We start from the raw sequence: 15,306 nt of genomic DNA on the forward strand, positions 1-15,306 counted from the left end.
TGCCCTTTCCTCGGCTCGCCGGTGTGGCCGTGCTCATCAGACGACGCCCAGTTCGTTGTCGATCAGGTCGAAAATCTCCTCGGCGGAAGCGGACGCGATGCGTTCGCCACCGTCCCGGCCGTGGTCCTCGCCGCTGTCCGTGTCTCCGGTCGACGCGACGTCCCGCAGGAGGGCGCGGAGCCGGTCGGCCACCTGGTCGCGCAGACCTGAGTCGGCACCCAGACGCGTCAACTCCGCCGCGATGCCGTCGAGTTCGGTGAGTATCGGAGCGGTTCCCGCCTCCGAGGGCTCCAGCCGCGACAGCAGCCAGTCGGCCAGGGCCCGCGCCGTCGGATGGTCGAAGACGAGGGTGGCCGGCAGCCGCAGCCCGGTAGCCGTGCCGAGGCGGTTGCGCAGAGACACCCCGGTGAGCGAGTCGAATCCGAGATCCTTGAAGGGCAGGTCCTCCTCCAGCGCCTGCGGATCGGCGTGGCCCAGCACGGCCGCCGCCGCCTCCCTGACCAGGGTGAGTACGGCGGTCCGCCGCCCTTCCTCGTCCAGGACCGCCAGGCGCCGCAGCAGGTCGTCCCCGGCCGCGGCCCCGGTGTCCGCCGCCCGGACCAGCGCCCTCAGCACTCCCGGGACGGCGCCGGTCTCCGCGGCCCGTGAACGCAGGGCGGCCGCGTCCAGCCGGACCGGTGCCAGAGCCGGCCGGCCGAGACCGAGCGCAGCGTCGAGCAGGTCCAGTGCCTCCACACCCTCGAGCGGCAGGATTCCGCCCTGCCCGATGCGGCGCAGGTCACTGTCGTCCAGGTGCCCGGTCATCCCGCTCGCCTGCGCCCACAGCCCCCACGACAGGGAGACGGCGGGCAGCCCGCGGCTCCTGCGGTGGTGGGCCAGCGCGTCCAGGAAGGCGTTGGCCGCAGCGTAGTTGGCCTGTCCGGGGCTGCCGAGGATCGCCGAGGCCGACGAGAAGAGGACGAGCGGCGTGCCGGGGCGGTCCTCGGTCAGCGTGTGCAGATTCCACGCCGCGTCCACCTTGGGTCGCAGCACCCGGGTCAGCTGCCCGTTCGTGAGCGAGGAGAGCGTTGCGTCGTCGAGGACGCCGGCCGCGTGCACCACTCCGGAGAGTTCACGCCCGGCCAGCAGCCCGCGGAGCGCATCGGCGTCGGCGGCGTCGCAGGCCGCGATCTCCACCTCGGCACCGGCGGCGGTCAGTTCGGCCGCCAGTTCGGCCGCCCCCGGCGCCTGTGCCCCCTGACGGCCGGCGAGCAGAAGGCGGCGTACGCCGCGCCTGGTCACGAGGTGGCGGGCCACTTGCGCACCGAGGGTGCCGGTGCCTCCGGTGAGCAGGACGGGCCCCTCGCCGTCGAAGTCGACGGAGCCGCCAGAGCCGTCGAGTCGGTCTTCGGAGGGGATCTCTCCGGGCGTGGCCCTGCTGAGCCTGCGCACCAGGGCCACGCCTTCGCGCACCGCCACCTCCGGCTCGTCCCCGGCGAGGGCTGCGGCCAGCGCGCCGGGAGCGGCCGCGTCGGAGGCGGCCGTACCGTCGAGGTCCAGCAGGAGGAAACGCCCGGGGTTCTCCGCCGCGGCGGACCGCAGCAGGCCGGGCACGGTGCCGTGCGCCAGCCGGGCCGGGTCGGCCGGCCCGTCGTCGTCGTGGACGGCGACGGCGTTCCTGGTGACCACCACCAGCCGTGACGCCCCGAACCGGGGCTCGGCGAGCCACTCCTGCGCCAGGGCGAGCACGTGCTGTGCCGCCGCGTGCGCGCCCTGGACGGGGTCCCGAGCGTCCACCGGAAGCGGGGCCAGCACCGCCTCCGGCACCGGCAGGCCCGCGTCGACTGCGGCCGCCAGCGCCGCTGGACCGGCGTGCACATCCTCCTGCGGGACGAGTCCCTCGGCGTCCGTGCCGAACAGCGCCCAGCGGCCCGGGACCGCCGTACCGTCGCCGTCCAGTCGTGGCCACGCGATCTCGTAGAGGGACCGGGGTCGGACAGTGGCTGCCGCCGCCACCTGACGGAGGACCAGGCTGCCGACGGACAGCACCGGTCGCCCGTCGGCGTCGGCGATCTCGGCGCTCACCGTCAACTGTTCGGGCTGTTCGGAGACGATGGTGAGCCGGGCGCGCAGCGCGGTGGCGCCTCGCGCGTGCAGGACGACGTCGCCGAACGCGTACGGCAGCCGTACCCGCCGGTCGTCGCTCTTGCGCAGGCCGTCCGCGGCGATGGCGTGCAGCGCCGCGTCCAGCAGCGCTGGGTGGATACCGTGCCCGCTCGCGCCGATCTGCTCGGGCAGGGCGATCTCCGCGAGGATTGCGTCCGGGGTCCGCCAGGCGGCGCGCAGGCCGCGCAGCGCCGGTCCGTAGTCGTAACCGGCGTCCGCGAGACCGTCGTAGAAGGCCTCGGTGTCCAGGGCTTCGGCGCCCTCCGGCGGCCACGTCCCGGAGGCGGCGCCGAGGACGGTCGTCGTACCGGGGCCGGTGGCGGAGTCGAGGACGGCGGTGGCGTGGTGTGTCCAGGCCGCTCCGTCGAAACCGTCGGTGCCTCCGACCGGGCGGGCGTGCACGGTGAGGGTGCGCAGTGTCTCGTCCTCACCGGGGACGACCGCGACCTGAAGGTCCACTGCGCCGTCCTCCGGCAGCGTCAGCGGGGTGTGCAGGGTCAGCTCGCGCAGGCCGCCCCCGCCGCTTCCGGCGGCCGCGTGCAGGGCGAGGTCCACGAACGCGGTTCCCGGCAGCAGCACGGTCCCGGCGACCGCGTGGTCGGCGATCCAGGGGTGGGTCGTCAGGGACACCCGGCCGGTGAGGACGCTCGACCCGTCTGCCAGTTCCACCGCCGCGCCGAGCAGCGCGTGGTCCGCACCGGCGAGGCCTGCCCCGGCGAGGTCGCCGGTGCCGGCCGGTGCCTCCAGCCAGAACCGCTGCCGCTGGAAGGGATACGTCGGCAGGTCGACCGCCCGGCGCGGAGCCCCGCCCGCGAGCGCGGCCCGGTCGACCGGCCCGCCCGCGGTGTGCACCCGCGCGAGTGCGGTCAGCACCTCGGTGGCGTCGCCGTGGTCCCTGCGCAGCGTGCCGATCACCGCCACCGTCGCCTCCGTCGCCGCCTCCGCGGTCTCCTGGAGCGGCACGGTCAACACCGGATGCGGGCTCACCTCGACGAACAGCCGGTGGTCGTCGTCGATCAACGCCTCGACCGTGGGGCGCAGTTGCACCGTCTGGCGCAGGTTCCGGTACCAGTACTCCGGGCCCAGTTCCGCCGTGTCCAAGATGCCGGCGGTGACGGTGGAGTAGAACGCGACGTCCGTGGAGCGGGGCCGGATCCCGGCGAGCAGCTCCGTCACCTCCGCCTCGACCCGTGCCACGTGCGGACCGTGCGAGGCGTAGTCCACGGGCACCCGGCGGACCCGTACTCCTGCGGCCTCGCAGTCCGCCGCGAGCGCGTCCAGGGCGTCCGGGGCGCCGGACACCACCGTGGAGGTCGGCCCGTTGACCGCGGCCACGCTGAGATCGGCGCCTGCCGAGACCCGCTCGCGCACCGCATCCGCCGCCAACTGCACGGACATCATGCCGCCCTGGCCGGAGAGCGCCTTCAGGGCGGCGCTGCGCAGGGCGACCACCCGCGCCCCGTCGTCGAGATCGAGCGCGCCCGCCACGGTGGCGGCGGCGATCTCGCCCTGGGAGTGGCCCACGACCGCGTCCGGGCGAACGCCGTACGCCTCCCACACCGCCGCGAGTGACACCATCATGGCCCACAGAACGGGCTGGACCACGTCCACCCGTTCCAGCGACGCGGCCCCCGGCCGCTCGGTGAGGACGTCCACCAGCGACCAGTCGGTGAACGGCTCCAGCGCCCTCGCGCAGCTCTCGATCCGCTCCCGGAACACCGGTGAGGACACCAGCAGCTCCCGTGCCATCGCGGGCCACTGCGACCCCTGGCCCGGAAACACGAAGACCGTGCCGCCGAGTTCCGTGGCGGTGCCGCGCACGACGGAGTCGCTCTCGCCGCCGCGCGCCATCTCCGCCAAGCCGTCGAGCAGCGTGTCCCGGTCCGCGGCCACCACCACGGCCCGCCGGTCGAAGGTGGCCCGCTGCACCGCCAGCGCGCGTCCGGCGTCGGCCGGCGCGTCGTCCGCAAGCGCGGTGGCCAGCGCGTGCAGTCGCCCGGCCAGTGCGCGCAGCGCGGGCTCGGTCCGCGCGGACACCGGCCATACCGAGAGCCCGGACACCGGCGACGGCGAGGTGCCGGACACCGCCGGATCGCCGGGCGCCTCCGAGGGCTCGGCGGTCCCCTGCTCGGGTGCCTGCTCAAGCACCACGTGGGCGTTGGTCCCGCTCAGTCCGAACGAGGACACCCCTGCCCGCCGCGGCCGGCCCACCTCGGGCCACGGCCGCTGCTCGGCGAGCAGTTCCACTTTCCCCGCCGTCCAGTCGACGTGCGGCGAGGGTGCGTCCACGTGCAGTGTTCGCGGCAGTACGCCGTGCCGGAGCGCCTCGACCATCTTGATGACTCCGCCGACACCCGCACCGGCCTGGGTGTGCCCGATGTTCGACTTCAACGAGCCCAGGTACAGAGGTTCCGTACGGTCCTGCCCATACGTGGCGAGCAACGCCTGCGCCTCGATCGGGTCGCCCAGAGTCGTGCCGGTGCCGTGCGCCTCCACGGCGTCCACGTCCGCCGTGGACAGCCGGGCGTCGGCGAGCGCGTCCCGGATGACCCGCTGCTGGGAGGAACCACTGGGCGCCGTGAGGCCGTTGGAGGCACCGTCCTGGTTGACCGCGCTGCCGCGGATCACCGCGAGCACCCGGTGTCCGTTGCGCAGCGCGTCCGACAACCGCTCCACCATCAGCAGCCCCGCGCCCTCGCCGAATCCGGTGCCGTCCGCGGCGGCGGCGAAGGACCGGCACCTCCCGTCGGGGGACAGTCCCCGTTGCCGGCTGAACTCGGTGAAGATGTTCGGCGTCACCACGACCGTGGCGCCACCGGCCAACGCGAGGTCGCACTCGCCGCCGCGCAGCGCACGGCACGCCATGTGCAGCGCCACCAGCGAGGATGAGCAGGCGGTGTCCACCGAGACCGCCGGACCCTCCAGGCCCAGCGTGTAGGAGATCCGGCCGGACGCCACACTGGTGACGTTGCCCGAGGCGAGATAGCCCTCGACGCCGTCCGGGACGCTGCGCAGCCGGGCCGCGTACTCCTGTGCGAACACCCCGACGAACACGCCGGTGCGGCTGCCGCGCAGCGTCGTCGGGTCGATCCCGGCGTGCTCGACGGCCTCCCACGCGCTCTCCAGCAGGATGCGCTGCTGGGGGTCGGCGGCGAGCGCCTCGCGCGGGTTGACGCCGAAGAAGGCCGCGTCGAAGTCCGCGGCGCCGTCGAGGAAGCCGCCGTGCCGGGCATAGGAGGTGCCCACGCCGTCCGGGTCCGAGTCGTACAGACCCGGGAGGTCCCAGCCGCGATCTGTGGGAAAACCGGAGATCGCGTCGCGGCCCTCGGCCACCAACTGCCACAGGTCGTCAGGGGACGCCACCCCGCCCGGGTAGCGGCAGCTCATCCCGATCACGGCGATCGGTTCGCCGTCCTCGACCGGGCCACGCGCCCGCTCGGTTTCCGCGGGTCCGCCGCTCTCCAGCAGTTCCGCCAGGACGTGGCCGGCCAACGCCGCCGGCGTCGGATGGTCGAAGACCGCCACCGCCGGCAGGCGCAGACCGGTGACCCGGTTGACCCGGTTGCGTACCTCCAGAGCGGTCAGCGAGTCGAAGCCGAGGTCCTTGAAGGCGCGATCGGGCGGCACGGCTCCGATCGAGGTGTGCCCGAGCACCGCCGCGATCTCGCCGCGGACCAGCCTGCCTACGAGTGCTCGCTGCTCGCGCGGTGAGACCGCGGCAACTTCCGCGGCCAGCGCCGACGCGGTGGCTTCACGCCCGGTGGTGTCCCCGGACTCCATGAGCGCCGCCCGCACCTCGGGAATCGAGTCGAGCAGTGGGCTCGGGCGGACCGACGTGTAGCTCGGGGCGAACCGTTCCCACTCCATGTCCGCGACCGACAGCAGGGCCTCGCCGTCGGTGAGGGTCTGCCGCAGCGCGCCGAGCGCCAGAGCCGGCGCCATGGGGCGGATACCGCGCCGCTCCAGCAGGTCGGTGGCGCCGTCCAGCTCGGCCATCCCGCCGTCCGCCCAGGCCCCCCAGGCGACCGACAGCGCCCGCAGGCCGCCCGCGCGCAACTGCTCGGCCAGCCCGTCGAGATGGGCGTTGCCCGCAGCGTACGCGGCCTGCCCGCCGCTGCCCCAGACGCCCGCGTTGGAGGAGAACAGCACGAAGGCGTCCAGGTCGCGGTCCGCCAGCAGCGTGGCCAGGTGCTCCGCGCCCGCGACCTTGCCGGACACCACCCGCGCGTACTCGTCCAGATCGGTGTCCACCACCGGTGTGTACGCCTGCGCGCTGCCCGCGGCGTGGAACACGGCTGTCGGCGGATGTTCCGACACCAGGTCCGCCAGCGCCGACGGGTCGCTCACATCGCAGGCGGCGAGCGTCACCCGCACACCGAGGTCCTCCAGTTCCGCCGCCAGCTCCGGCGCGCCCGGCGCTGCCCGCCCGCGCCGCCCCGCCAGTACCAGATGGTCGGCACCGTGCGCGGCCAGCCACCGGGAGAGATGCCCGCCGATGCCGCCTGTGCCCCCGGTGACCAGTACGGTGCCGCGGGGGTTCCACGGCGTGGGCTCCGGGGTCCGGCGCACCAGCGGCGCCCGGACCAGTCGGCGAACCAGCGGCCCGGCATGGCGCAGGGCCACCTGGTCCTCGTCGCCGAGTCCGGCCAGCACGGCGGCGAGATCAGCGGCGGTGCGCTCCTGAGTCACCGTCGGCAGGTCCACCAGACCGCCCCACAGCCGCGGTTGCTCCAGGGCGACCACGCGACCGAGCCCCCACAACTGCGCCTGACCGCCCGATGCCTCGCCGTCCCCGGCGACGCCGCACACCACGCCACCGCGTGTGACCGCCCACAGCCGTGCCGAGGAACCGCTGTCGGCCAGTCCCCGCACCAGGGCCAGTGTCCCCGCAGCTCCTGCCGGGACCGCGGGGTGCGCCGGATGCGGCTGCCGGTCGAGGCCCAGCAGCGAGACGACACCACCGAGTCCGTCACCCGCCTCGCGCAGCCGGGCCGCGAACCAGGCGCTGGGCGCCGCCTCAGGGGCGGTCAGGACCACGGCCCTCGCGCCTTGCCGGGCCAGCGCGGTGCCGGCCAGCTCCACGGCCGGGTCGTCCGCGTATGCCGCGGGAACGACGACCAGCCAGGTGCCCTTGAGCGAGGCCCGCTCGCTCCGCGTCGCCGGCTGCCACATCACGCGATAGCGCCACCGGTCGACCTGCGAACTCTCCCGCGCCCGGCGCCGCCAGTCGGCGAGAGCGGGCAGCAGTTCGCCCAGTGGAGCGTCCTCTCCGATCTCGAGGCGGCGGGCCAGTTCCTCCGGATCGCCGTGCTCCACGGCGTCCCAGAACTCCGCGTCCCCGACTTCCTCACCCGCTCCGGCGGAGGACGGGCTGAAGGCCGACTCGATCCAGTACCGCTCGTGCTCGAAGGCGTACGTGGGCAGCGGGACCGTGTGGGTTCCCGCGAGCAAGGGCGTCCAGTCCACCGCCACGCCGTGGGTGTGAAGCCCGGCCAGGGCCCTGATCAAGTCGGGGTGCTGGGCCGGCACTGCAACGGTGTCGTCCAGGGCCTGGTGCACCAGGGGCGTCAGAGTCGCCCCCGGTCCCAGCTCGACGTGCACGGTGGCGCCCGCGGCGTGCAGTGTCTGGACGCTGTGATGGAAGCGGACGGTGTTGCGGATGTGGTGGACCCAGTACTCAGGGGAGGTGAGGTCCTCCGGTGAGGCGAGGGTGCCGGTGAGGTTGGAGGCGAGGGGGATGGTGGGTGGGTTGTAGGTGAGTTCCGCTGCGGTGGAGCGGAACTGTTCGAGGATGGGGTCCATGTGGGGGGAGTGGAAGGCGTGGCTGACGTCCAGGCGTCGGGTCCGTCGTCCGCGCTTTTGCCAGAGTGCGGCGAGTTCGTTGACGGGTGTTTGGTCGCCGGAAAGGACGATGGAGGTCGGGCTGTTGACGGCTGCGATGGCTATCCGGTCGCCGAACTCCTCCAGTCCCGGAAGGAGTTCTTCCTCGGTGGCTTCGATGGCGATCATGGCGCCGCCGGGTGGGAGTTGCTGCATGAGCCGTGCCCGGGCCGCGACGAGTTTGGTGGCGTCGTGGAGGGAGAGGACGCCTGCGGCGTGGGCGGCGGAGATCTCGCCGATGGAGTGTCCGGCGAGGAAGTCGGGCCGTACGCCGAAGCTTGTGAGCAGTTTGAACAGTGCGGTGTGGAAGGCGAACAGGGCTGTCTGTGTGTAGAGGGTCTGTCCGAGCAGATCGGCGTCCTGTCCGAACATGACGTCTCGCAGGGACAGTTCGAGGTGCGGATCGAGCAGGGCGCACACCTCGTCCAACGCCTTCGCGAAGACGGGGAACCTCTCGTACAACTCCCTTCCCATGCTTGGCTGTTGAGAGCCCTGCCCGGAGAAGAGAAAGGCGACCTTCGCCGGACGTCCGACGGCGCCCGCCAGAACGCTCTCGTGGTCGCGAGCCTCGGCCAGTGCCGTCAGGCCCGCGAGCAGCTCGTCGGGGGACACGCCCAACACTGCCGCCCGCCGCTCGAACGTCGTGCGCGTGGTGATCAGGGAGCGCGCGATGTCCGCGGTGGCCAGGTCCGGGCGCTCGCCGGCGTGCGCCAGCAGCCGCCTGGCCTGAACACGCAGTGCCCCATCGGTCTTGGCCGACAACAGCCATGGCACAGGCACGGCGCCGGCCTCCGGGCCGACGGCGGCGTCGCGGGCGGCCTCAGTCCCGGCCGGGGCGATGCCGGTGGTCTCGGTCTCCTCGGGGGCGCTGTCCGCTCCGTCCGTCTGGATCCCCACCGGCTCCGGGGCCTGCTCCAGGATCAGATGTGCGTTCGTTCCGCTGATGCCGAACGCCGAGACCGCCGCCCGCCGCGGGCGCCCGGTCCTGGGCCAGGCGGTCGGCTCGGTGACGACCGTGACACCTCCTGCCGACCAGTCGACATGCGGGGTCGGCTCGTCGACGTGCAGGGTCGGCGGCAGCATCCCTTGTCGCATCGCGCCGATCATCTTGATGACGCCGGCGACCCCCGCCGCGGCCTGCGTGTGGCCGATGTTGGACTTCACCGAGCCCAGGTAGAGCGGTCGTTCGCGCTCGCGCCCGTAGGTGGCGAGGACCGCCTCCGCCTCGATCGGGTCACCCAGGCGGGTGCCCGTGCCGTGCGCCTCCACGGCGTCGACGTCGGCCGGACCCAGCCGGGCGCTCGCCAGCGCCTGACGGATGACGCGCTGCTGGGCGGGGCCGTTGGGCGCGGTGAGGCCGTTGGAGGCGCCGTCCTGGTTGACCGCCGAGCCGCGCACGACAGCGAGGATGTCGCGCCCGTTGCGCCGGGCGTCCGAGAGCCGCTCAAGGACAAGTATCCCGACGCCCTCGGCGAAGTTGGTTCCGTCAGCCGTCGCCGCGAACGCCTTGCAGCGCCCGTCGGGGGCGAGCCCGCGCTGTCGGCTGAACTCGACGAACGCGCCCGGACTGCCCATCACGGTCACGCCGCCGGCCAGCGCCAGCGTGCATTCCCCGCGCCGCAGTGCCTGTGCCGCGAGATGGATGGCGACCAGTGAGGACGAGCAGGCCGTGTCGAGTGACACCGCCTGCCCTTCCAGGCCGAGTGTGTACGCCACCCGACCGGACGCCACGCTGCTGGTCGTCCCGGTGAGGACGTATCCCTCCAGGCTTTCGCCGTCCTGGTAGGACTGCGGCCGGTAGTCGTGGGAGATCACCCCGGCGAAGACACCGGTACGGGTGCCGCGCAGGGTGACGGGGTCGATCCCGGCGTGCTCGACGGCCTCCCAGCCGACCTCCAGCAGTTGCCGCTGCTGCGGATCGGCGGCGAGTGCCTCGCGCGGGCTGATTCCGAAGAACGCCGCGTCGAAGTCGCCCGCGTCGTGCAGGAAGCCGCTCTCCCGCGTGTAGCAGGTGCCCGATGTCTCCGGGTCGGGATCGTAGAGCGCCGCCAGATCCCAGCCGCGGTCGGCGGGGAACGGTCCGATCGCGTCCGTGCCGGCGGCGATCAGGCGCCACAGGTCCTCCGGAGTCCGCACCTCGCCGGGGAAGCGGCAGCCTATGCCGACGACGGCGATCGGCTCGTACCGCTCGTCCTCTGCCTCCTGGAGCCTGCGCTTGGCCTGGCGCAGGTCCGCCGTCGCCCGCCGCAGATAATCGCGGAGCCTCTCCTCGTTCGATCGGCTCGACTCGTTCGACATGGCCACGCCCCACCCTTCGTCAGTACGTCAGAGAGTTCCGAGTTCGCTGTCCAGGGCGTCGAAGAGTTCGTCGTCCGAGGCGGTCAGCAGCGCCGAGTCGTCGGCCTCCGTCCCGACCGTGCGCTCGCCGGTCAGCCGCCGTGCCAGGGAGCTGAGCCTGTCGGCAATGCCCGGTGGCAGGTCATCGGCGGGTGGTTCGGCGAACAACGCACGCTCCAGCCTGTCCAGTTGAGCGGCCAGGGCCTGCACGCCGTCGTTGGCGCCGACCAGTTCCGTCACGAGGTGCCCAGCCAGCGCAGCGGCCGTCGGGAAGTCGAACACCACCGCCGCGGGCAGCCGCAGGCCGACCGCACCACCCAGCCGGTTGCGCAGTTCCAGGGCGGTGACGGAGTCGAATCCGAGTTCGGTGAACGCCCGGTCGTCGGCCACCGCGTCAACACCGGCGTGTCCGAGCGTCGCCGCCACCTCGGCGCGCACCAGGCCCAGCACCAGCTCGGCTCTGGCCGCCCCGGACAACGGCGCCAGCCGATCCCGCAGCGCCGCGAGCACATCACCGTCCGGTGCCCCGGCACCCTCGGCCTCGTCGGCCGCCTCCAGGACCTCCGGTATCTCCGCCAGCAGCCGGCTGGGCCGCAGCGCGGTGTAACTCGGCGCGAACCGAGCCCAGTCCATGTCGGCGACCGACAGCGTCGTCTCGCCGTCGGCGAGCGCCTCGCCGAGGACACCGAGGGCAGTTCGGGGAGTCATGGCCCGCAGGCCGCGCCGCTCCAGCTCTTCGGCTGCCGAGGAACGCGCCAGCATGCCGCCGTCCGCCCACGCCCCCCAGGCCACCGACGTCGCCGGCAGCCCCTGGGCGCGCCGCCGGTGGGCCAGCAGGTCGAGATGGGCGTTGCCCGCCGCGTAGGCGGCTTGCCCACCGCTGCCCCAGACCCCCGCGTTGGAGGAGAACAGCACGAACGCGTCGAGCTCCCGCCCGGCGAGCAGTTCGTCGAGGAGGTCCGCGCCGCCGGTCTTGCCCGCGACGACCCGCGCGTACGCGGCGGTGTCGGTGTCCTGGAACGGCGTGTAGTCCTGGGGGAGTCCGGCCGCGTGGAAGACAGCGGTCAGGGGCACGTCCCGAGGTACCTCGGCCAGCAGACGCTGTACGTCTCCGCGTTCGGCGAGATCACACGCGACGAGCGACACACCGACGCCCGTCGCGGTCAGCTCCTCCGCCAGCTCCGCGGCTCCGGGCGCGGCAGCCCCGCGCCGCCCGGCCAGGACGAGGTGCTCGGCGCCGCGTGCGGCGAGCCAGCGGGCCACATGGGCGCCTATCCCGCCGGTACCGCCGGTGACCAGCACGGTGCCCCGGGCACGCCAGTCAGGCGCGGTGCCCGTGCGCGGCGCGGGCACCAGCCGTCGCGCGTGCACACCCGAGGGCCGGACCGCGACCTGGTCCTCGGCGCCGCCGCCGGAGAGTACCGCCGCCACCTGCGCCGCCGTACGGTCGTCGTCGTTCTCGGGGAGGTCCAGCAGGCCGCCCCACAGCCGAGGCTGCTCGAGGCCTACCGTGAGCCCCAGCCCCCACACCTGTGCCTGTGCCGGGGAGACCGGGCCGTCGCCGGGCAGGCCGGTGGCGACGCCGCCGCGCGTGATCGCCCACAGTGGCGCCGGGTTCGCCGCATCGGTCAGTGCCCCGGCCAGGGCGACCGTCGCGGCCACTCCCGCCGGCACCGCCTCGTGCGCCGGGTGCGGTCCGTCGGCGAGCGCCAGCACCGACACCACTCCGCTGGGCCGGTCCGTCTCCGTACCGTCGAGCAGCCGCGCGTAATCCTGCGGGCCGGCCGTGGCGGGGTCGACCAGCACCTGCCGTACCCGGGCACCGGCGCCCGCGAGCGCCTTGTGGCACAGCCCCGCCACCGCGCCGTCCTCGTATCCCTCGGGCACCACCAGCAGCCAGGTTCCCGACAGCACCGGGGCGGCCGGTTCGGGCACCGGACGCCACCGGACCCGGTAGCGCCGGCGGTCGCCCAGCGCACGCTCCTCGGAGCGGACGCGCCAGGCGGCCAACGCCGGCAGCACCTCGGCGAGCGGCTCGTGCGCACCGAGTTCCAGGGTGCGCGACACATCCTCCACGTCGCCGCGCTTGACGGCCTCCCAGAAGGCGGCGCCGTCGTCGCCGCCCGCGGCCCTCGCCCGCAGCCGGCGGCCCTCCGCGGACTCTTCCAGCCAGTAGCGGCGCCGCTGAAAGGCGTACGTCGGCAGCTCCACCGGCTGCGGCCCGTGCCCGGCCGTCAGCACCGCCGTGTCCACCACCGCGCCCTGGACATGGGCCCGGGCCAGCGACTCCACCAGCGACTCCTCGGCGTCGCGGTCCCGGCGCAAGGTGCCTGTCGCGGCCACCGTCACGCCCAGCGCGTCAGCCGTCTCCTGCACGCCCGCTGTGAGCACGGCATGCGGGCTGCACTCGACGAACAGACGGTGGCCGTCGGCCACAAGCGCCCGCGTGGCCTCCTCGAACCGCACCGGCTCCCGCAGATTGCGATACCAGTAGCCGGTGTCCAGCCCTCCCGCGTCCAGCGGCAGGCCGGTCACCGTGGAGTAGAAGACCGGCCCGGCGCCGACGGGCGCGACGCCGGCAAGCTCGGTCAGCAACCTGTCCCGGAGCCCCTCGACCTGCGGCGAGTGCGAGGCGTAGTCCACCGGCACCCGCCGAGTACGTACCTCGTCGGCCGAGCACGCCGCCGCGAACGCGTCCAGCGCCTGCGGAGTCCCCGACAGGACCACCGAGCCAGGCCCGTTGACCGCCGCGACATGCACGTCCAGCTCGCCGATCCGCTCCGCCACCGCGTTCGCGCCGAGCGCGACCCACATCATCCCGCCCTGCCCGGCGAGACCGGTCAGTGCCCTGCTGCGGAGCGCCACGATCCGCGCCGCGTCGGCCAGCGACAGCGCCCCGGAGACGTACGCGGCGGCGATCTCCCCCTGGGAGTGCCCGACCACCGCGTCCGGTCGTACCCCGTACGACTCCCACACCGCGGCCAGCGACACCATCACGGCGAACAGGGCGGGCTGCACCACGTCGACCCGCTCCAGGGAGGCGCTGCCCGGCCGTTCCTCCAGCACGTCGAGCAGCGACCAATCGGTGTGTGGCGCCAACGCTTCGTGGCAATCCCGGATCCGCTCACGAAAGACGGCGTTCCCCGCGAGCAGGGCCCGCGCCATCCCGGGCCACTGCGATCCCTGCCCGGGAAAGACGAACACCGTGCGGCCGGCCGGCCCGGCCGTGCCCGGCAGCACATTGCGGGCGCTCTCCCGGCGGGCGAACGTCGCGAACCCGTCCAGCAGTTCCTCCGTCGTACGGCCCACCACCGCCACGCGGTGCTCGAACGAGGCGCGGGTGGTGGCCAGCGCGTGCGCCACGTCCACCGGCGACACGGCCGTCCGCGCGGACAGCCGCCGGTGCAGCCGTTCGGCCTGCGCGCGCAGCGCCTCGGGGGAACGGGCCGACAACACCCACGGGACGAACGGACGATGCGGCGCGCCGGTGGCCTCTTCTGCCGTGCTCGGAGGGTCGGTGTCGGTCGGTTCCCGCCTGTCGCCGGCCTGCTCCACGATGAGGTGCGCGTTCGTACCACTGATGCCGAACGACGACACCGCCGCCCGGCGCGCCCGCCCCACCTCCGGCCATGTCTCGGCCCGCGACAGCAGTCGTACCGCTCCCGCCGACCAGTCCACCTGCGTCGACGGCCGGTCCACGTGCAGCGTCCGCGGCAGCACCCCGTGCCGGATCGCCTGCACCAGCTTGATGATCCCGGCGACCCCCGCGGCCGCCTGGGTGTGCCCGATGTTGGACTTCACCGAGCCCAGCAGCAGCGGCCGGTCCGCGGGTCGCCCGCCACCGTACGTCGCCAGCAGGGCCTGCGCCTCGATCGGGTCGCCCAGCCGGGTACCCGTGCCGTGCGCCTCCACCGCGTCCACGTCGGCCGTCGAGAGCCCGGCATCCGAAAGCGCCTCGCGGATCACCCGCTGCTGCGAAGGACCGTTGGGCGCGGTCAGTTGGCTGCTCGCACCGTCCTGGTTGACCGCGGACCCCCGCAGCACCGCGAGCACCGGGTGCCCGTTGGCCCGCGCGTCCGACTCGCGCTCCAGCAGCAGCAGTCCGGCGCCCTCACCCCACGCGGTGCCGTCGGCGGCTTCCGCGAACGCCTTGCAGCGGCTGTCGGGAGCGAGTCCCCGCTGCCGGCTGAACTCGATGAAGACCCCCGGGCTCGCCATCACCGTGACTCCGCCGGCCAGCGCCATCGAGCACTCGCCGCGTCGCAGCGCCTGCGCCGCGAGATGCACCGCCACCAGCGACGACGAGCAGGCCGTGTCCAGCGTGACCGCGGGCCCCTCAAGACCGAAGGTGTACGCGACCCGGCCCGACGCGATGCTGCCCGCGCTGCCGCTTCCGAGATACGGCTCGTACTCCTGCGGAACCGCGTGGAACAGGCGCGACGCGTAGTCGTCGTACATCACCCCCGCGAACACCCCCGTACGGCTGCCCTTCAGTCCCCGGGGGTCGAGCCCGGCCCGCTCGAACGACTCCCACGCCAGCTCCAGCAGCAGCCGTTGCTGCGGGTCGATCGCGTACGCCTCCCGTGGGCTGATGCCGAAGAACTCCGGGTCGAAGTCCCCGGCTCCGTACAGGAACCCGCCCTCGCGCACGTACGCGGTCCCCGCATGCCCGGGGTCCGGGTCGTACAGCGCGTCCAGGTCCCAGCCGCGGTCCGCGGGGAAACCCGAGACGGCGTCCCGCTCCTCCACCAGCAGTTCCCACAGTTCCTCCGGTGAGGCCACGCCCCCCGGGTAACGGCAGCTCATCGCCACGATCGCGATCGGCTCGTGCCCGGCGGACTCGCTCTCCTGAAGCCGCTGCCGGGTGCGCTGCAACTCGGTGATGGTCCGCGCAAGATAGTCGCGCAGCCTGTCTTCGTCCGCCATCGGAATGTCGCTCCCTCG

At 73.8% G+C, this 15,306-nt stretch carries 2 protein-coding genes; both read right to left on the minus strand.

Annotated features, from left to right (window positions below; translation table 11 throughout):
• Nucleotides 1-36 precede the first annotated feature (36 nt).
• The gene (locus OG788_RS44650; RefSeq protein ID WP_406376585.1) at nucleotides 37-10,323 is read right to left on the minus strand and encodes a type I polyketide synthase; all 10,287 of its coding nucleotides are present in this window, start codon (nucleotides 10,321-10,323) and stop codon (nucleotides 37-39) included.
• 27 nt (nucleotides 10,324-10,350) lie between these two features.
• Entirely contained in the window at nucleotides 10,351-15,288 is a 4,938-nt protein-coding gene (locus tag OG788_RS44655; RefSeq protein WP_406376586.1) for a type I polyketide synthase, read from the minus strand.
• Nucleotides 15,289-15,306 lie beyond the last annotated feature (18 nt).

It is taken from the genome of Streptomyces sp. NBC_00647, from assembly GCF_045207245.1.
GTDB lineage: Bacteria > Actinomycetota > Actinomycetes > Streptomycetales > Streptomycetaceae > Streptomyces.

Excerpts from the sequence above, each read along its gene's own strand:
- OG788_RS44650 (WP_406376585.1), bottom strand. The coding sequence starts at position 10,323 with ATGTCGAACGAGTCGAGCCGATCGAACGAGGAGAGGCTCCGCGATTAT.
- OG788_RS44655 (WP_406376586.1), bottom strand. The coding sequence starts at position 15,288 with ATGGCGGACGAAGACAGGCTGCGCGACTATCTTGCGCGGACCATCACC.